Here is an 18,452-nt window from a genome sequence, read left to right on the forward strand (position 1 = left end):
ATATTTAATAGATTAAAAAATAAACTATAAACTTTATATTTTTTTATTCTATTAGCTTAAATATAAAAAAAGTCACACTTTTACATGTGACTTTGTACTGATTTTAAGTTATTTTTTTATTAGTCTTAATGAGCTTGATCCCAATTATCACCGATACCAACATCTACTTTTAATGGAATATCGAGTTTATAACAATTTTCCATGATAGCTTTAATCTGTTTTACCATAGTTTCAATATGTTCTTCTTTGACTTCAAAAACCAGTTCATCGTGTACTTGCATAACCATTTTGATCTTGTCATCTTGCGTTTGGATAAATTTACTCATCTCAATCATCGCTGTTTTGATTATATCAGCAGCTGTACCCTGCATCGGTGCATTGATCGCAGCACGCTCTGCAGCGCGTTTTTCGATGCCATTTGATGACTTTATTTTCGGTAGATAGAGTCGTCTACCAGATAAGGTTTCGACATAGCCTTTTTCAGCTGCAAGTAAACGGGTATTTTCCATATACTGTTCAACACTTGGATAACGTTCAAAATAACGATCTATATAAAATTTAGCTTCATTTCTCGGTATATTAATCTGTCTTGATAATCCAAAAGCACTCATACCATAAATTAGACCAAAATTAACCGCTTTCGCTCGTCTACGTTCTTCCGATGTTACTTCATGTTCATTTTTACTTAAAATCTCACTGGCGGTGAAGCGGTGAATATCTTTATCATTTGCGAATGCTTCAAGAAGATTTTTATCTTGTGATAAGTGCGCCATAATACGTAGCTCTATTTGAGAATAGTCAGCTGAAACTATTTTATAACCTTTTGGTGCGATAAAAGCTTGGCGTATTTTACGGCCTTCTTCATTACGAACAGGAATATTTTGTAGATTAGGATCATTTGATGATAAACGGCCCGTTACAGTCCCAATTTGATTATAATTTGTGTGTATTCGACCATCTTTTTCACTGATCATTAAGGGGAGCTTATCTGTATAAGTATTTTTAAGTTTAGCTAAGCCCCTATATTCAAGAATTAAACGTGGTAGCTCATAATCACTCGCTAGTTCACTGAGTACCTCTTCATTGGTTGATGGATCACCTTTAGGTGTTTTTTTGATAATAGGTAGTTGATTTTTTTCGAAAAGAATAACTTGTAACTGTTTTGGCGAAGCGATATTAAATACTTCACCCGCTAAGTCATGGATCTGTTTTTCGAGTTGATCTAATTTTATTTTTAGTTCTTTAGAGTAATGATTAAGCTGCTTTTCATCAATTAATACACCCATTCTTTCCATATTTGCTAAAATTATGGCTAGCGGCATTTCAATATTTTGGAATAGATTTTTTAATCGCTCTTCTTTTTCAAGTCTTGGCCATAATGTATCATTAAGCTGTTTTGTTATATCAGCATCTTCACTGGCGTATAATGCGGTTTTTTCTATATCAACCATATCGATAGTGATTTTTTTTCTATCAATTTTAGTCAGTTCATCATAGGTGATTGTTTTATGGTTTAAGTATTTCATAGCCATACTGTCCATGTCATGACGATCATTACTATTTAGAACGTAAGACTCAAGCATCGTATCAAAAGCAATACCTTTAACAGTGATACCATAATTTGCAAGAACGCTGTAATCAAATTTAACGTTCTGACCTATTTTTTTTATTTTATCATCTTCAAATATTGGTTTTAATTTTTCTATTATTTCATCAATAGATAGCTGTTTAGGTACACCTAAATAATAATGGTGTATTGGTATATAACAAGCTTGATTGGCAGTAATACAGAGAGAAATACCGACTAGTTGTGCATGAAAATGGTCAATACTATTGGTTTCTGTATCAAAAGCAAATAGCTTACAGTTCATTAATTTTTGAACCCAATTATCTAATTGCTCGCTTGTCAGGATTGTTTCATACTGCTTCTCTTCACTTTCAGCACTTTTTTGTGAACTATTTTCGGCATCATTATTCGCTTGCTGCTGATTTATTTGAGCTTCGTTCACTTTAAAGAACGTATTATTTTTAAGATCAGTTAGCCAGCGATTAAAACCTTGATATTCAAATAATTCTTTTAATTTCTCTATATTTGCAAGCTCGGGTTTCAATTGTTCATTACTAAAATTAAGCGGAACATCTGTCTTTATTGTGGCTAACAAATAAGATAACCGAGCTTCTTTTTCATTATCAATCAGTTTTTGTTTAATTGATTTAGCCCCACGAATAGGTAATTTTTCAATACTATCTAAATTATTATAAAGTTCATCGAGTCCTGCAAATTCAGTTAATAAACTGGTAGTGGTTTTTTCCCCAACCCCAGGTACGCCTGGAATATTATCTGAACTATCCCCCATCAGCGCTAAATAGTCGATAATTTTAGTTGGTGGTACGCCAAATTTTTTATTTACACCTTCTGGGTCTAAGATAACGTTATTCATCGTATTAATTAAGGTTATTTTATCCGACACTAACTGAGCCATATCTTTATCACCAGTACTAATTAGAACTGGCAAATTATCAGCTTCAGCTTGTTTGGCTAGCGTTCCTATCACATCATCAGCCTCAACACCTTCTACGCAAAGTAAAGGTAATCCCATGGCCTTTAATATCGTGTGAATAGGCTCTATTTGTACTCTTAAATCTTCTGGCATCGCTTCACGAGTGGCTTTATATTCACTATAGATATCGTTTCTAAATGAGCCACCTTTAGCATCGAAAACAACAGCAATATGGCTAGGATTATATTGATTAATTAAACTTCTAATCATATTTGTTACGCCATAAATTGCGCCGGTTGGTTCACCTTTTTGGTTGGTTAGTGATGGTGTAGCAAAAAAAGCTCGATAAAGATATGATGAACCATCAATCAGGATAATTGGTTTTTGATCTGTCATAATAAACCCACTGGTTATATATAAATTTATTATGAGTATACTAAAAAGTGATACAAATAGAAAACGCGCATTAAAGCGCGTTTACATGGCGTGTGTTTGGGGTATTTATTTTAATTCTACAAGATAATTAGTGACTCTTGAATAATCTTTTATTGAAGAATCCGCTGAGGTTTGATCTAATCCTCGAGCATTGATTAAATATTTACCATTAACATAAAAACTGGGAATTGAAGCAGGCTGTAACTCTTTAGTTGCTTGTTCTTGTTGAGTAATAAACTCTTTAACTAAAAAGTTATTTTTCATACTTTCATATTTATCGCTATCAACACCTAAATTAGCAAATACACCTTTAATATCATCAGCTGTTTTTACGGTTTTATCACGCTGAATACCATTATAGATATCTATTGCAAAATCATTTTGGATCCCTAATACATTAGCGATAGCCCATGCTTCAGATAACTCCATTGCTAATGGCCCAAAAGAATTTAAACTATATTTTTTGAATTTAACGCCTTCAGGTAAGTTATTTTTGATTTTTTCACCAATTTTAAATTCGGTATCAATACGGAAACAGCTAGGGCAATTAAATGAGAAAATTTCAACAACTTCTTTTTCAGGGGAAGGAAATTTAGCTAACGTGATATACTGTTTCCCTTCTTCAATTTTAGGTAATTGGCTATTAACTTGTGCTTCCTCAGCAAAAACAGAAAATGAAAAAAGAATTACAGCTAAGGTGACAAAAAACTTTTTAATCATCATAAAACTCCTAATAAAATCTTAAACTTAATTACCTACTATTTAATGATACCACGTGCTTTTAATAAAGCAGTTTTGAAATCATCTTCATAATCTTTTTTTATTCCTGGAATGGCTTCACATTTATCGGAATTACGCATTTTTAAATGATAAATGAGTATTTCATCACTCAGTTCATTTAATTCACCATTAAAGCCAGCTTCTGTGCCTAATTTTTGTAAAAATTGTAACAAACTTAAATCTTGTTCTTTGTCCCAGGCGGGTTCCAATAATTCAATTAACTCTTCTATTCTATGGCAGGCCATAATGATTTACCTATTTAATTATGTGCATGGTATTTATTATGCATTTTCAGATAATTTAAGTATATACTCGACAGCATATATTTTGCTTAGAAGTTATAACCAATTAAGCATTATTAAATTAAAATTGTAAATAACATATATTGCTATGTTGCAGTATAGTAATATCATTTTTGATTTTATCAATGCAAAAAAGTAATAATTTATGTTAAAGCCGATAACAGCAATAATCCTTGCAGGTGGAAAAAGTTCTAGAATGAATGGTGATGATAAAGGGCTATTATTATTAAAAAATAAGCCATTATATTGTCACGTTATTGATAAAATTAGACCACAAGTCGCTGATATCATTATTAATACAAATCGCCATGTTGAATTATATCAACAGTCACATTATCCGGTTATTAGTGATGAATTAACTGGGTTTTTAGGACCATTGGCTGGGATCTATTCTGGACTAATGAAAAGTAAAACGGATTGGAATTTAATTGTTAGTTGTGATACCCCTTTTTTACCAGCGGATCTACTTTTACGTTTACAAAGTAAAATAGCCCATCATATGGCTGCTTATGTTTTTGATGGTGAAAAATCACACCCAACAATTTTACTCATTCATCGTAAAGTAGCTGAAAAAATTCGAATATATTTGATGCAAGGTGATCGAAAATTATTACTATTTTTACAGAGTATTGATGCCATAAGCGTCGATTTTTCAGATGAAAAACAATCATTTATTAATATTAACACACCAAAAGAGTTAGATAATTGGAATCAATTATGACCAAAATAATTGGTATTTGTGGCTATAGCGGTAGTGGTAAAACAACATTACTCAAAAAATTAATTGCCGAATTAAAAGTACTCAATATACGCTTGGCTGTGATCAAACATAGCCATCATAATATGGATATTGATATTCCTGGTAAAGATAGTTACGAGCTAAGAAAAGCTGGCGCTGAGCAGATCATTGTTGCGAGCGATTATCGTTGGGCTATGGTTACTGAAACACCAATAAATCCGCCAAATTTACTAACACTTACTAATCAATTTAGTGATGTTGAATTAGTTTTAGTTGAAGGTTTTAAGGAAGAAGCTATACCGAAAATAATTTGTTATAGAGAAGAGACCGGTAAAGCGCTGTTTTATGATCAACATACTATCGCTATTGTTTCTGATACGGCATTAGATATTGATATTCCAGTGATGGATATTAATGATATTGGAACAGTTGCTAATTTTATAAAAAATAGGTTAATTAGTGAATAAAATGCTAATTAATATGCGTAGTTAATTATTTTTATTGGTTATTTTATGAAAAGAGTCTTTAGACTGATTAAAAAAATCATTATCGCATTTATTATTCTTTCGATACTGCTAGTATTAATTTTTCGATTTATTAACCCGCCGGGTACTATGTTAATGGTACAACAAAAAATTGCTGATTGGGACGGTAAACAAGTCAGAGAGTGGCGTAATTTTGATATGATTTCTGATAATATCAAAATTGCAGTTATTGCTGCTGAAGACCAAAATTTTGTGAACCATTTTGGATTTGATGTCGACGCAATTGAGCGCGCAATAACATATAATGAAAATAGTCAAAATATACGTGGCGCAAGTACAATCACTCAACAAGTGGCTAAAAATCTATTTTTATGGCCTTCAAGAAGTTTTATTCGTAAAGGTTTTGAACTTTGGTTTACGTTATGGATAGAGCTATTTTGGTCAAAAGAACGAATACTTGAAGTCTATTTAAATAGTGTTGAATGGGGTAATGGTATTTTTGGTATTGAAGCTGCAGCACAATACTATTTTAACACTAGTGCTAAAAAATTGACCCTTGGGCAAGCGAGTCTGTTAGCTGCGATCTTACCCAATCCTAGAAATTTGAGTCCAACGCACCCTAGCCAAAATGTGATAAATAAAGCACGATGGATACAAGAACAGGTTAAAAATTTAGATAAAAACAGTTATTTAAATAAAATTAGTTCACATTAATTAATAATTTTATTCAAAACGCTTAATAAATTCAGGGACAATTTTACTTGCTGGTCCATAAATTGTTACCTGAAATTCACTCTGTTTTAATGATGGTTCTAAATTCAGTTCAACGGTTTTTGCACCGGCTTGATTCGCTATTTGTACAAATCCTGCAGCAGGATAAACATGACCTGAAGTCCCTATTGATATGAAATAATCAGCATTCATTAAGTGATCATAAATTTCATCCATATAGAGTGGTATTTCACCAAACCAAACAATATGAGGGCGAATATTGTGGTTTTTTTGATAATCAATATCTTCATCGCAGTAAAATACTTCACCTGTTTGTTCATCACGTGTTTTCAGTAATTCACCATGCATGTGGATAATATTTTTAGAACCTGCCTTTTCGTGTAAATTATCCACATTTTGAGTAATAATAGTTACGTTTTCACTTCCTAATTTACTTTCGAGTTCAGCTAATGCATAGTGGGCAGAATTCGGTTGCACACTTGGATCATGTAATTTTTTTCGTAGCATGTTGTAAAAACTGTGTACGGCAAGCGGATCTCGTTGATAACCTTCATAAGTTGCCACATCATCGACATTGTGACCTTCCCATAATCCATTTTGAGCTCGGAATGTGGATAAGCCAGACTCTGCAGATATTCCTGCACCAGTGAGTATAACTATTTTTAAAGGATTCATGATTAGCGCCTAGATATTGATGAGTTATAGCTTAAATTTTAGCATAAAGTCAGTTTCAGTCGGTATAAAGATCAGTCTTTTTCGTTAAAATATTGCTGTAAAGGTTAATTATAGTGAAAAATTATTCAATATCTAATAATTAACGAATTATTTGTGAATCAGATCAACATTTGTGATAAAAAAGGTGTATAATTTTGCGCCTAATTGTCCCGTTAATTATTCTGGAATAGATATTGTGATTGAAAATTTAAGAAATATTGCCATTATTGCGCACGTTGACCATGGAAAAACAACATTGGTTGATAAATTGCTCAAACAATCTGGAACTCTTGGTGAAACTCGAGGCGAAGATGCTGAGCGTGTAATGGACTCTAATGCGATTGAAAAAGAGCGTGGTATTACCATTTTGGCAAAAAATACCGCTATTAATTGGAATGATTACCGTATTAATATCGTTGATACCCCGGGACATGCTGATTTTGGTGGTGAAGTTGAACGTGTTATGTCAATGGTTGACTCTGTATTGCTATTAGTTGATGCAATGGATGGTCCAATGCCACAAACTCGTTTCGTAACACAAAAAGCATTTGCTTATGGTTTAAAACCAATTGTTGTTATTAATAAAGTTGACCGTCCGGGTGCTCGACCTGACTGGGTTGTTGACCAAGTTTTTGATCTATTTGTTAACCTTGGTGCGACTGATGAACAATTAGATTTCCCTATTATTTATGCTTCAGCATTAATGGGAATCGCTGGCCTTGATCATGAAGTGATGGCGCCAGATATGACTCCATTATTTGAAGCGATTGTTAAGCATGTTGAGCCACCTAAAGTTGATCTAGATGGTCCATTCCAAATGCAAATTTCACAACTAGATTATAATAACTATGTTGGTGTTATTGGTATCGGTCGTATTAAACGTGGTCGTATTAAACCAAATCAACAAGTTACTATCATTGATAGTGAAGGTAAACGACGTAATGGTAAAGTTGGTCAAGTATTAGGTCATTTAGGTTTACAACGTTATGAAGCGGATGTTGCTGAAGCTGGCGACATTATTGCTATCACAGGTCTTGGTGAATTAGGTATTTCTGACACCATTTGTGATGTGAATACTGTTGAAGCTTTACCTGCATTAACGGTTGATGAACCAACTGTTACCATGTTCTTTAACGTTAATAACTCTCCTTTTGCTGGTAAAGAAGGTAAGTTTGTTACTTCTCGTCAAATTTTAGAACGTTTGAAAAAAGAACTTGTACATAACGTTGCTTTACGTGTTGAAGAAACCCCAGATCCTGATGCATTCCGTGTTTCTGGTCGTGGTGAACTTCACTTATCAGTTCTGATTGAAAATATGCGTCGTGAAGGTTATGAATTAGGTGTTTCAAGACCGAAAGTTATCTTTAGAGAAGTTGATGGTAAACGTCAAGAACCATTTGAACAAGTTACTTTAGATATTGAAGAACAACACCAAGGTTCTGTAATGGAAGCATTGGGTTTACGTAAAGGTGATTTAACTAATATGTTACCTGATAGTAAAGGCCGTGTTCGTTTAGACTATATCATTCCTAGCCGTGGCTTAATTGGTTTTAGAACTGAATTTATGACAATGACATCTGGAACAGGTTTACTATATTCTACATTTGATCATTATGATGATGTTCGTCCGGGTGAAATTGGTCAACGTAATAATGGTGTACTTATCTCTAATGGTACAGGTAAAGCATTAGCTTATGCACTTTACAGCTTACAAGATCGTGGTAAGTTATTTATTGGTCATGGTACTGAAGTATATGAAGGCCAAATTATTGGTATTCATACTCGTTCAAATGATTTAACCGTTAACTGTTTAACTGGTAAAAAATTAACTAATATGCGAGCATCTGGTACAGATGAAGCAACAACCTTATCACCACCAATTAAAATGTCTTTAGAACAGTCTCTAGAATTTATTGATGATGATGAATTAGTTGAAGTAACACCACTTTCTATTCGTTTACGTAAACGTCATTTAACTGAAAATGATCGTAAACGCGCATTTAGAGGTGGTAGCAAAGATTAATTATTAATCGGCTATTAGCACTAACCACTCCATTAAGGAGTGGTTTTTTTATATTTAAATAATACAATATATTGTTTTAATTTATTTTTTTACTCATCTTCTATATCTAATATCGCTTATCTTATCTTTTTTATACAACCATTTTATATTTTTTATACACATTTTATCTATTTTGTGATCTAACTCAAATATTATTTTAATTCCTTTTGTTAGTATAGTTCTAAATACAGAACAAAATGTTTTATATATAGAACTATGAGCGATTTATCAAATAGCAAGGCTCCCGCAGCCGTCAGATTAATTTCAATTTTAAACTACATTGCTAACAATGAAGATGCCAGTTTTACTGAAATCTGCAAAGAGCTTTCAATTCCAAAGAGTAGCACATTTCATTTACTAGATGTGTTAACGAGCTCGCAATTTTTACGTCAAAGAGCGGATGGTCGCTATGTTTTAGGATTACGTCTATTTGAATTAGGTGGGTTATCTATTAAAAACCTTGATTTGCGCAAAGAGGCAATTGTGTTCATGCATGAACTTGTCAATTTGACGAAATTAACTAGTCATTTGGGTATTTTAGATGGTAATAGCGGTTTTTTCCTTAGTAAAGTTGAATCTCCTCAAGCGATTGTAAGAACTTCCTGGGAAGGTAAAAAAATTATTTTTAATCGTATGGCATTAGGGAAAGTGTTACTGGCATGGCTACCTGAAACTCAAATAGAAGAGATATTAGCTGATTGTAATTTTGAAAAACGTACAGAAAAAACAATAACCAATAAAGACGATTTTTTAGAACATTTAAAACTAGTTAAAAAGCAAGGATGGGCTATAGATGATGGGGAGGATATCACTGAAATCTGTTGTATTGCAGCACCAATTTATAATGCAGAGGGTAATGTTATTGCTGCATTAGGTATTAATGGTATGCAGTCTCAGTATGAAAATGGCAAAAAACAGCAACATTTAAACAACTTATTAGCGACATGTAAAAAAATATCAGATGCAGTTAATCACCGATAAAATTTCAATTATTTAATAATAAAATAGAGGGAAATATATGCAAATTAAAAAAACGATAGATAAAATTCCTGGTGGGTTGATGTTGGTTCCTTTATTTTTAGGGGCTCTGTGCAATACTTTTTTTCCTAATGCGGGAGCTTATTTAGGCTCATTTAGTAACGGATTAATTAAAGGAACTGTTCCTATTTTAGCTGTTTGGTTTTTCTGTATGGGGGCATCTATCGAGTTAAAAGCAACAGGGGCAATGCTAAGAAAATCAGGTGTATTAGTTTTAACTAAAATTGCTACTGCTTGGGTTGTTGCTCTTATTGCTGGTACATTTTGGACTCATGGCTATATGGTTGAAGGTGGTATTTTTGCTGGTATTTCAGTACTTGCTTTAGTTGCATCAATGGATATGACTAATGGTGGATTATATGCTGCATTAATGAATCAATATGGATCTAAAGAAGAAGCCGGTGCTTTCGTTCTTATGTCATTAGAATCAGGACCATTAATGACGATGGTTATCCTTGGTGCTTCTGGTATTGCAACATTTGAACCGCAATTATTTGTCGGTGCTGTATTACCTTTTTTAATTGGATTCCTATTAGGTAATCTTGATCCAGATTTACGAAAAATGTTTGGTGGTGCAGTACAAACACTTATTCCGTTCTTTGCATTTGCTTTAGGTAATGGTATCAATTTACAAGTTATTGCTCATACAGGTTTAGCCGGTATTCTTCTTGGTTTAGGTGTTATTGTTATTACCGGTATTCCATTAATTTTAGCTGATAAATTTTTAGGCGGTGGTAATGGTACAGCGGGTATTGGTGCATCAAGTACTGCTGGTGCTGCAGTTGCTACACCGATGTTAATTGGTGAAATGGCGCCTGAATTTAAGCCTATTGCGCCAGCTGCGACAGCGCTTGTTGCAACGAGTGTTATTGTGACGTCTATTGTGGTACCGGTTTTAACCTCTCTTTGGGCTAAACGTTTCGGTACCAATAAAGTGAGTAATACTTAATCGCAAATAGATTGAACTTAATATTTTTATGTTAACCGTTTTATTATAGAGGTAATTATTGTGGATATAAGACAAAGCATTCATAGCGATCACGCTAAACAACTCGATACTGAAGGATTAAGAAAAGAGTTTTTGATCGAGAAAATTTTTGAAGCAGATCAATATACGATGGTTTATAGCCATATAGATCGTATTGTTGTTGGTGGCATTATGCCGGTTGCAAAGAAAGTATCTATTAGTGATGAAGTTGGTAAACAATTTGGTGTCAGTTATTTCTTAGAACGAAGGGAGTTTGGCGCAATTAATATTGGTGGTGATGCAACTGTTACTGTTGATGGTGTGGTGTATCAAGTACGCAGTAAAGAAGCGATTTATATTAGTAAAGGTTCTAGAAATGTTGAATTTGCTAGTGTTGATCCTAAAAAACCCGCTAAACTTTACTATAACAGTGCCCCTGCCCATGCGGTATTAAAAACAAAAGTAATAACCCAAAATGATGCGATTAAACAAGAGATGGGCAGTTTAGAAACATGTAATAAGCGAACTATTTGCAAATATCTGGTTCCTGATGCAGTTGAAACATGTCAACTCAGTATGGGGATGACCCGTTTAGAGGAAGGAAGTAACTGGAATTCAATGCCATGTCATACTCATGAACGTCGCATGGAAGTCTATTTCTATTTTGATATGGATGAAGATACGATTGTTTTCCATATGATGGGCAAACCTCAAGAGACTAGACATATTGTCATGCATAATGAACAAGCTGTTATCTCGCCAAGTTGGTCTATCCATTCTGGTGTTGGTACCAAACGTTATACTTTTATTTGGGGAATGATTGGTGAGAATTTAACATATGATGATATGGATCATATCAAAATGCTTGATATTCGCTAATTACTAGACGACGAAGTGGAGTAAAATTATGTCACAAAATATTTTAAATCAGTTTTCTTTAAAAGGTAAGGTTGCACTTGTTACTGGTGCATCTTATGGTATTGGATTTGCTATTGCTTCTTCATTAAGTCAGGCTGGTGCAAAAATTGTTTTTAATGATGTATCAAAAGAGAATCTAGCAAAAGGTTTAGCTGCATATAAAGACGAAGGGATTGATGCTCATGGATATTTATTTGATATCACCGATGAGCAAAGTGTTATAAAAGGTATCAAACAGATAGAACAAGATGTTGGTGTAGTGGATATTTTAGTTAATAATGCTGGAATTATTCAACGTACGCCAATGCTTGAAACTTCAGTAGAGGACTATCGAAAAATTATCGATATTGATTTGACTGGGCAATTTATTATGGCAAAAGCTGTGTTGCCATCAATGATTAAAAAGGGTCATGGCAAAATTATCAATATCTGTTCAATGATGAGTGAATTAGGTCGCGAAACTGTTGTCGGTTATGCTTCAGCTAAGGGTGGCTTAAAAATGCTGACCAAAAATATCTGTTCTGAATTTGGTCATGCTAATATTCAATGTAATGGGATTGGGCCTGGGTATATTGCTACACCACAAACTGCACCATTACGAGAAAAACAAGCTGATGGTTCTCGTCATCCGTTTGATCAATTCATTATAGCTAAAACACCTGCTGCTCGTTGGGGGAATGCTGAAGATCTTGCTGGAGCTGCTGTCTTTTTAGCATCAGATGCTTCTAACTTTGTGAATGGTCACATTCTTTATGTTGATGGTGGTATTTTAGCTTATATCGGCAAACAGCCATAATTATCAATACGGTATTATTGATGAAAAAATCCCCATAATGGGGATTTTTAATTTTAGAATAATAATCTGGCTCTAATTGTTCCTGGGACATTTTTTAATTCAGCAAGAACCTCTTCTGCCTTGCTAAAATCGACATTATCAATATCAATGACCACATAGCCTACTTCTGGCATTGTTTGTAAATATTGAGCAGCAATATTTAATCCTCTTGAGGCAAACAATGTATTGATGGCTGTTAACGCCCCTGGCTGATTCTTATGAATATTAAGGAATCGACTTCCCCCTTTACTTGGTGTTGGTAAAGATACTTCTGGGAAATTGACGGCACTTAAAGTAGAACCGGTATCAGAATATTTAGCTAATTTAGTCGCAACTTCAACACCTATATTTTCCTGTGCTTCAATTGTTGAACCACCAATATGTGGTGTAATAATGACGTTATCGAATTTGCATAATGGCGATGTAAATGGTTCACTATTACTTGCCGGCTCCGTTGGGAATACATCAATTGCAGCTCCAGCTAGATGTTTACTTTCCAGCGCTTGTGCTAATGCATCGAGATCGATCGTTGTTCCGCGAGAAGCATTTAGTAAAATTGAATTAGGTTTCATCATATTTAATTCTGTTTTACTAATCATATTAAGCGTTGTTGAATTTTCAGGGACATGTAGGGAAATAACATCGCATTTTTCGAGTAATGAGCGTAATGTCGGCATCTGCTTCGCATTTCCGAGCGGTAATTTAGTCTCTATATCATAGAAATAAACTTTCATTCCTAGTGATTCAGCAAGAACGCTTAGTTGACTACCGATATGTCCATAACCAATAATTCCTAGTCGTTTACCTCTTGCTTCATGAGAACCGGTTGCTATTTTATTCCACTTACCTAAATGTGCCTGTGCATTTGCTTCTGGAACTCGTCTAAATAATAAAATAATTTCAGCCAAGACTAATTCAGCAACTGAGCGAGTATTTGAAAATGGTGCATTAAAAACAGGGATTCCTTTTTTTGCAGCAGAGACTAAATCTACCTGATTTGTACCAATACAAAAGCAGCCAATACCCGCAAGTTTGGGTGCTGCATCAATAATCTCTTTGGATAGTTGGGTTCTGGATCGAATTCCAATAAAGCGGGCATCTTTTATTGCAAGTTTTAACTCTTCTTTATCCAGAGCACCTTTGTGGTACTCAATGTTGTGATAACCGGATGATTTCAAAATTTCTACTGCACTAGGGTGAACGCCTTCTAGTAATAAAAATTTATTTTCATCTTTGGTTAATGCTTGAACTACCATTTTATCCTCTCTTTAGATTAGTGACATAATTTGGTTTTCTAACAGACTATTTGATAATCTCTTTAACGCCATTTGCAGTACCAATTAGGGCAACATTAGCACCGCGGTTGGCAAATAATCCAACAGTGACAACACCAGCAATATTATTAATTTTATTTTCTAATTCTACTGCATTAGGAATCATCAAATCATGAATATCCAAAATAACGTTGCCATTATCAGTAATAACGCCTTCACGATATATTGGTTTACCGCCAAGTTTAAATAGTTCTCGAGCAACATAGGAACGAGCCATTGGTATTACTTCGATAGGTAAAGGAAATTTTCCAAGTGTATTGACGACTTTTGACTCATCAGCAATACAGATAAACTGTTTACTGATAGCTGAAATAATTTTTTCTCTTGTTAATGCTGCACCACCGCCTTTGATCATCTGCATTTGATGATTAATTTCGTCTGCACCATCAACATAAATATCTAAACTATCTACATCATTACAATCAAAAATAGGAATTCCGTAAGCTTTTAATTTTTTTGTTGAGGCTTCAGAACTTGAGACGGCTCCTATAATATCATCTTTAATTGTAGCTAATGCATCAATAAAGTGAGAGGCCGTAGAGCCTGTTCCAACACCTACAATAGTTTTAGGTCTAACAAATTTGAGAGCAGCAAATCCTACGGCTTTTTTTAGTTCATCTTGAGTCATTGACGATCCCTTTGATTTATTCTTCACAAAAAAGAAAAATTTTAAAAGCAAAATAATTTAATATATGGCATAGTAACCAATTAAAAAGTAAAAATCATTATGATTTTGATAAAATAAATTAATATCTCAACCATAAAATTAATCAAAAATTATTAGATAACTATATAGATAACTATGAAACGTCCAGATTATAGAGCATTACAAGCATTGGATGCCGTGATAAAAGAGCGCGGGTTTGAACGTGCAGCGGATAAATTGTGTATAACGCAACCCGCTGTATCGCAACGTATTAAACAGTTGGAAAGCTTTTTTGGTCAGCAGTTACTTGTTAGGACTATTCCACCCAAGGCAACTAAACAAGGCGAACATCTTTTAGGATTATTGCATCAGGTCGAATTACTTGAACAGCAATGGTTAGGTGATAATGATCATAATGCAACGCCACTTTTACTTTCTATTGCTGTTAATGCTGACTCTTTAGCAACATGGCTATTACCGGCACTAAAACCTGTGTTGGATAAAAATAATTTACGATTTGATATTATTGTTAAAGATGAAGAACACACGTTAGATTTATTGCGCTTAGGTACGGTCGTTGGTGCTATTAGTATTCAAGAGTTACCATTACCTGGTTGCTTATCTGATAGGCTTGGTGCACTAGATTATATTTTTGTTGCTTCTCCTGATTTTGCTAAACGTTATTTTCCAAATGGCGTTACTCGTTCAACTTTAATGAAAGCGCCAGCCGTTGCTTTTGATCATTTGGATGATATGCATCAGATGTTTTTGAATGAGAACTTCAATTTGGCACCAGGTAGTGTCGTTTGCCATATTACCAGTTCATCAGAGGCCTTTGTACAGCTAGCTAAACAAGGTAATGCTTGTTGTATGCTACCTATTTTACAAGTTGAAAAAGAGCTACAAAGTGGTGAATTAGTTAACTTAACGGAAGGCTTGTTTCAACGTAGAATGCTTTATTGGCATCGTTTCGCTCCTGAAAGTAGCATGATGCAAAATATTTCAGAAACAATCATAAACTATGTTAAAAATATTTTATGGCAACCGGAACAATAAAAGCAAAGAGGCTGTTTAACAGCCTCTAATTGATTAAATAGACCGTAGTATTAAGGATTGTTGTTGGTAAGTAATCCTGATTCAGAAAGAACTTGCGTAAAATCTTTATCCATAAAAAATAGATCGCGTTTGTTTGTCCCAACTAATTCTAATTTGTCTTTAATTGTTTTGAATAATTTCTCTTCTTCATGCTGCTCAGCAACATACCATTGTAAAAATTGGAAGGTCGCATAGTCTTTATTTGTTAAAGCATAATCAACCAGATTATTAATTGATTTACTTATTTTTATTTCATGAGTATAAGCTTTGTTAAATACTTCACTTAATGAATTAAACTCTATTTCTGGAGCGTCTATTTTTCCAACAATTGGTAGAGAGCCACAGTCTAGAACGTAATCAAATAAACGTTGCATATGATTTAATTCTTCTTTTGCATGTTCGCGTAGGAAACGTGCAAAAGTTGAAAAGTTTTGATCATCACACCAAGCGCTCATCTGTAGATAAAGATTAGATGAATAAAATTCTAGATTAAGTTGATCATTTAATTTTTGTGTCATTTCTTTCGTTAACATAGTATTGCTCCCGTATTATTAGCATAAGCTGAGTTACTACAATATAGTTACTGCTATATTAAGTATATATTTAAATTAATTTCATCATACTAAATAGTAATTTTGAATGATGTGTCGTTTTTGATCTGTTAATTGATACTCATTTTCAAGCCATTGATTAATTGTTTGATGCCTATCTTTAATTGCATCAATAGCCGATTGTAAATAAATTTCTTTTGCTGCAAAAATTTGTTTTCGCTGTTCAAGTTCTTCGGGTACTAACGGGATATTATGACTAGCAAATATTTTTTCTCGATAAGGTCCTAAAAGTTGATCCGATAATAGATAATCATTCATCACGGTTTGTTCATCTGCACCTAAAATAAATAGCGTCAATGCGACCCCAACACCCGTTCTGTCTTTACCGATTGCACAGTGCTGTACAATAGATTGACCATTGTTATTTAGTAATAAATTGGTCAGCGTATGATAAGCTGGATTATTAAAAGGTAATAATTGATATAGCTTAATCATAAAGTCGACTGGGGCTTGTTTTTTTAGCGCATTAGCATTGATTAACTCTTTTGTTAATGTTGCTGTAACATCGTCACTCAACGGATTTGCGGGAACATTATAGTATTGCGCTTGGTGCCATAGGTTATCCGGTTTTAATTGCGATTCTGTTTTATCTCGATAATCAAGGACATGTGTCAAATTGAGTTGTTTTGCAATAAAATCTTGTTCAGATGGTGTTATGGAGGAGAAGTCACCAGAACGAAACAGTAATCCTGGGCGAATTTTTCGACCATCTTTAGTTTTTATTCCACCAAGATCTCGAAAATTGATACCATTTTTTATTGGTACAATATGTGGCGATAAAGCTGACATCATGATCCCTCTTTTTATTATTAATTTTTGGTTAGATTATCACTTAATTTTCATCATGACAAAGGGATAAAGTTTGTTCATGTTCTCTTCTATCTAACGATATAATCTTGATTAATGACTTGAAAATTCATCTTTATCAGCATATAAAGGTACATACAATTTTAATTGGAACGCGTCATTATGCCTAAAATATCGATTTTTTTATCACATGAAGCCCCTGGTGAACAATGGGGTAAGTCTGCTTTACTAAGCTATTCAGATAGTGCTATTACGATTCATTACAAAACAGATCATCGCTTGGGTGCGATTCAGAGAGCGGGTCGAAAAATCGAAGCTCAGGGAATATATAGCCTTAAGTTAGAGGGTGATGATTGGGATCTTGAGTCAGCTTGGCATTTTTGGCTTGGTTATCGTCATCCTAAAACCTATCAAACAGCAAAAATCACGTGGCCCAAATTGAGTAAAAGTGATAAACAAGAATTACAGTATCGCTTACAAATTATTGATTGGACTCGTAATGTTATCAATCAACCGGCTGAAGAGCAAAGTCCAATGCAACTTGCCGAATATTGCGTTGATCTATTGACTTCACTTTCTGCAGATATCAAATATCAATTTATTGCGGGTGAAGAGTTAAAGGATAAGGACTATATGGGCATTTATACGGTTGGTAAAGGCTCTGTTCGTCCGCCCGTACTATTAGAATTGGACTATAATCCGACAAAAGATGCAAATGCTCCCGTGTGTGTCAGTTTAGTGGGCAAAGGAATTACATTTGATTCTGGTGGGTATAGTTTAAAACCAAGTAGCTATATGGAATCGATGCGTTCTGATATGGGCGGAGCGGCTTTAGTTACTGGAGCATTAGCCTTAGCTATCACTCGAGGTGTAAAGCAGCGCATTAAACTGTATGTCTGCTGTGCGGATAATTTAGTCAGTGGTAATGCTTTTAAATTAGGCGATATTATTCATTATCGAAACAAAGTCAGTGTAGAAATTGAAAATACCGATGCAGAAGGTCGATTGGTGCTAGCCGATGGTTTACTCTCTGCTGATATGGATAAACCAAAATATATCATTGATTGTGCAACCTTAACAGGGGCAGCAAAAATGGCGGTAGGTAATGATTATCAGTCATTATTATCGTTTGATGACGCTTTTGCTAAACAGTTATTACAGTGTGCTGATAGTGAGCATGAAGCATTTTGGCAACTGCCTCTAGCCGAATTTCATCGTGGACAATTTCCATCGTCCTTTGCTGATATAGCGAATTCAGGCTTACCAAATACTGCAGGCGCAAGTACGGCAGCAGCATTTTTATCTTATTTTATCAAAAATTATAAAAAGAATTGGTTACACATTGATTGCTCGGCCACATATCGTAAAAGTGCAACAGCCTTATGGGCAACGGGTGCAACCGGAATTGGTGTAAGATCGTTAGCAAATCTATTGATGACACTCAAATAAAA

The 18,452-nt window shown here is 34.2% G+C and carries 18 protein-coding genes; 10 read left to right on the forward strand and 8 right to left on the reverse strand.

Features of this window, described 5'->3' with window-relative positions; translation table 11 throughout:
• Positions 1-125: 125 nt before the first annotated feature.
• From polA to RHO11_09005, 3 genes are all read right to left on the reverse strand, one after another.
• Positions 126-2,897, reverse strand: coding sequence for a DNA polymerase I (gene polA / locus RHO11_08995; GenBank protein WVD60631.1), 2,772 nt, complete (start codon positions 2,895-2,897; stop codon positions 126-128).
• A gap of 105 nt (positions 2,898-3,002) precedes the next feature.
• Complete coding sequence (locus tag RHO11_09000) at positions 3,003-3,659, reverse strand: DsbA family protein (protein ID WVD60632.1); 657 nt, start codon at positions 3,657-3,659, stop codon at positions 3,003-3,005.
• Positions 3,660-3,694: 35 nt separating this feature from the next.
• Positions 3,695-3,961 (reverse strand): YihD family protein, encoded by a 267-nt coding sequence (locus RHO11_09005; protein WVD60633.1) that lies wholly within the window; start codon positions 3,959-3,961, stop codon positions 3,695-3,697.
• Positions 3,962-4,163: 202 nt separating this feature from the next.
• On the opposite strand from RHO11_09005, the gene mobA reads away from it, so the two are divergent.
• From mobA to mtgA, 3 genes are read left to right on the forward strand one after another with little or no spacing between them, the layout of a single operon-like run.
• On the forward strand, positions 4,164-4,739 hold the full coding sequence (gene mobA / locus RHO11_09010; GenBank protein ID WVD60634.1) for a molybdenum cofactor guanylyltransferase MobA: 576 nt from the start codon (positions 4,164-4,166) through the stop codon (positions 4,737-4,739).
• Positions 4,736-5,224, forward strand: a complete 489-nt coding sequence (gene mobB / locus RHO11_09015; GenBank protein WVD60635.1) for a molybdopterin-guanine dinucleotide biosynthesis protein B — start codon at positions 4,736-4,738, stop codon at positions 5,222-5,224. The genes mobA and mobB overlap by 4 nt, the downstream gene beginning before the upstream one ends.
• Before the next feature lie 45 nt (positions 5,225-5,269).
• The gene (gene mtgA, locus RHO11_09020) at positions 5,270-5,956 is read left to right on the forward strand and encodes a monofunctional biosynthetic peptidoglycan transglycosylase (GenBank protein WVD60636.1); all 687 of its coding nucleotides are present in this window, start codon (positions 5,270-5,272) and stop codon (positions 5,954-5,956) included.
• A 9-nt stretch (positions 5,957-5,965) separates the two neighbouring features.
• Here mtgA and cobB read toward each other — a convergent pair whose 3' ends face one another.
• Positions 5,966-6,649 (reverse strand): NAD-dependent protein deacylase, encoded by a 684-nt coding sequence (cobB, locus tag RHO11_09025; protein ID WVD60637.1) that lies wholly within the window; start codon positions 6,647-6,649, stop codon positions 5,966-5,968.
• A 235-nt stretch (positions 6,650-6,884) separates the two neighbouring features.
• Between cobB and typA the strand changes: the two genes are divergently transcribed.
• The 5 genes from typA (at position 6,885) to RHO11_09050 (ending at position 12,469) form a co-directional block, all read left to right on the forward strand.
• Positions 6,885-8,711 carry a translational GTPase TypA gene (gene typA, locus RHO11_09030; protein WVD60638.1) on the forward strand — a complete coding sequence of 609 codons (1,827 nt, stop codon included), beginning with the start codon at positions 6,885-6,887 and terminating at the stop codon, positions 8,709-8,711.
• Between the two features lie 255 nt (positions 8,712-8,966).
• A complete protein-coding gene (locus RHO11_09035) occupies positions 8,967-9,731 on the forward strand; it encodes an IclR family transcriptional regulator (protein WVD60639.1) in 765 nt (254 codons plus the stop codon).
• Between the two features lie 37 nt (positions 9,732-9,768).
• Positions 9,769-10,737, forward strand: a complete 969-nt coding sequence (gene kdgT / locus RHO11_09040) for a 2-keto-3-deoxygluconate transporter (GenBank protein ID WVD60640.1) — start codon at positions 9,769-9,771, stop codon at positions 10,735-10,737.
• 60 nt (positions 10,738-10,797) lie between these two features.
• Entirely contained in the window at positions 10,798-11,634 is an 837-nt protein-coding gene (kduI, locus tag RHO11_09045) for a 5-dehydro-4-deoxy-D-glucuronate isomerase (protein WVD60641.1), read from the forward strand.
• A gap of 28 nt (positions 11,635-11,662) precedes the next feature.
• Positions 11,663-12,469, forward strand: coding sequence for a gluconate 5-dehydrogenase (locus RHO11_09050; GenBank protein ID WVD60642.1), 807 nt, complete (start codon positions 11,663-11,665; stop codon positions 12,467-12,469).
• A gap of 53 nt (positions 12,470-12,522) precedes the next feature.
• Here RHO11_09050 and serA read toward each other — a convergent pair whose 3' ends face one another.
• Both serA and rpiA read right to left on the reverse strand, forming a co-directional pair.
• Complete coding sequence (gene serA, locus RHO11_09055) at positions 12,523-13,764, reverse strand: phosphoglycerate dehydrogenase (protein WVD60643.1); 1,242 nt, start codon at positions 13,762-13,764, stop codon at positions 12,523-12,525.
• Between the two features lie 46 nt (positions 13,765-13,810).
• Positions 13,811-14,470: a ribose-5-phosphate isomerase RpiA gene (rpiA, locus tag RHO11_09060; protein ID WVD60644.1), complete on the reverse strand. Its 660-nt coding sequence runs from the start codon at positions 14,468-14,470 to the stop codon at positions 13,811-13,813.
• Positions 14,471-14,644: 174 nt separating this feature from the next.
• Between rpiA and RHO11_09065 the strand changes: the two genes are divergently transcribed.
• Entirely contained in the window at positions 14,645-15,544 is a 900-nt protein-coding gene (locus tag RHO11_09065; protein ID WVD60645.1) for a LysR family transcriptional regulator ArgP, read from the forward strand.
• Between the two features lie 50 nt (positions 15,545-15,594).
• Here RHO11_09065 and ftnA read toward each other — a convergent pair whose 3' ends face one another.
• Entirely contained in the window at positions 15,595-16,116 is a 522-nt protein-coding gene (gene ftnA, locus RHO11_09070) for a non-heme ferritin (GenBank protein ID WVD60646.1), read from the reverse strand.
• An 84-nt stretch (positions 16,117-16,200) separates the two neighbouring features.
• Positions 16,201-16,986, reverse strand: coding sequence for a tyrosine-protein phosphatase (locus RHO11_09075; protein ID WVD60647.1), 786 nt, complete (start codon positions 16,984-16,986; stop codon positions 16,201-16,203).
• A 177-nt stretch (positions 16,987-17,163) separates the two neighbouring features.
• On the opposite strand from RHO11_09075, the gene pepB reads away from it, so the two are divergent.
• The gene (gene pepB / locus RHO11_09080) at positions 17,164-18,450 is read left to right on the forward strand and encodes an aminopeptidase PepB (GenBank protein WVD60648.1); all 1,287 of its coding nucleotides are present in this window, start codon (positions 17,164-17,166) and stop codon (positions 18,448-18,450) included.
• The last annotated feature ends 2 nt before the right edge of the window (positions 18,451-18,452 follow it).

This window comes from Orbaceae bacterium BiB, from assembly GCA_036251205.1.
GTDB classification, from domain to species: Bacteria; Pseudomonadota; Gammaproteobacteria; order Enterobacterales; family Orbaceae; genus Orbus; species Orbus mooreae.

Bases quoted from the DNA above. Each gene is read 5' to 3' on its own strand.
- polA (WVD60631.1), bottom strand. From the start codon at position 2,897: ATGACAGATCAAAAACCAATTATCCTGATTGATGGTTCATCATATCTT.
- RHO11_09000 (WVD60632.1), bottom strand. From the start codon at position 3,659: ATGATGATTAAAAAGTTTTTTGTCACCTTAGCTGTAATTCTTTTTTCA.
- RHO11_09005 (WVD60633.1), bottom strand. From the start codon at position 3,961: ATGGCCTGCCATAGAATAGAAGAGTTAATTGAATTATTGGAACCCGCC.
- mobA (WVD60634.1), top strand. From the start codon at position 4,164: ATGTTAAAGCCGATAACAGCAATAATCCTTGCAGGTGGAAAAAGTTCT.
- mobB (WVD60635.1), top strand. From the start codon at position 4,736: ATGACCAAAATAATTGGTATTTGTGGCTATAGCGGTAGTGGTAAAACA.
- mtgA (WVD60636.1), top strand. From the start codon at position 5,270: ATGAAAAGAGTCTTTAGACTGATTAAAAAAATCATTATCGCATTTATT.
- cobB (WVD60637.1), bottom strand. From the start codon at position 6,649: ATGAATCCTTTAAAAATAGTTATACTCACTGGTGCAGGAATATCTGCA.
- RHO11_09035 (WVD60639.1), top strand. From the start codon at position 8,967: ATGAGCGATTTATCAAATAGCAAGGCTCCCGCAGCCGTCAGATTAATT.
- kdgT (WVD60640.1), top strand. From the start codon at position 9,769: ATGCAAATTAAAAAAACGATAGATAAAATTCCTGGTGGGTTGATGTTG.
- RHO11_09050 (WVD60642.1), top strand. From the start codon at position 11,663: ATGTCACAAAATATTTTAAATCAGTTTTCTTTAAAAGGTAAGGTTGCA.
- serA (WVD60643.1), bottom strand. From the start codon at position 13,764: ATGGTAGTTCAAGCATTAACCAAAGATGAAAATAAATTTTTATTACTA.
- rpiA (WVD60644.1), bottom strand. From the start codon at position 14,470: ATGACTCAAGATGAACTAAAAAAAGCCGTAGGATTTGCTGCTCTCAAA.
- RHO11_09065 (WVD60645.1), top strand. From the start codon at position 14,645: ATGAAACGTCCAGATTATAGAGCATTACAAGCATTGGATGCCGTGATA.
- ftnA (WVD60646.1), bottom strand. From the start codon at position 16,116: ATGTTAACGAAAGAAATGACACAAAAATTAAATGATCAACTTAATCTA.
- RHO11_09075 (WVD60647.1), bottom strand. From the start codon at position 16,986: ATGATGTCAGCTTTATCGCCACATATTGTACCAATAAAAAATGGTATC.
- pepB (WVD60648.1), top strand. From the start codon at position 17,164: ATGCCTAAAATATCGATTTTTTTATCACATGAAGCCCCTGGTGAACAA.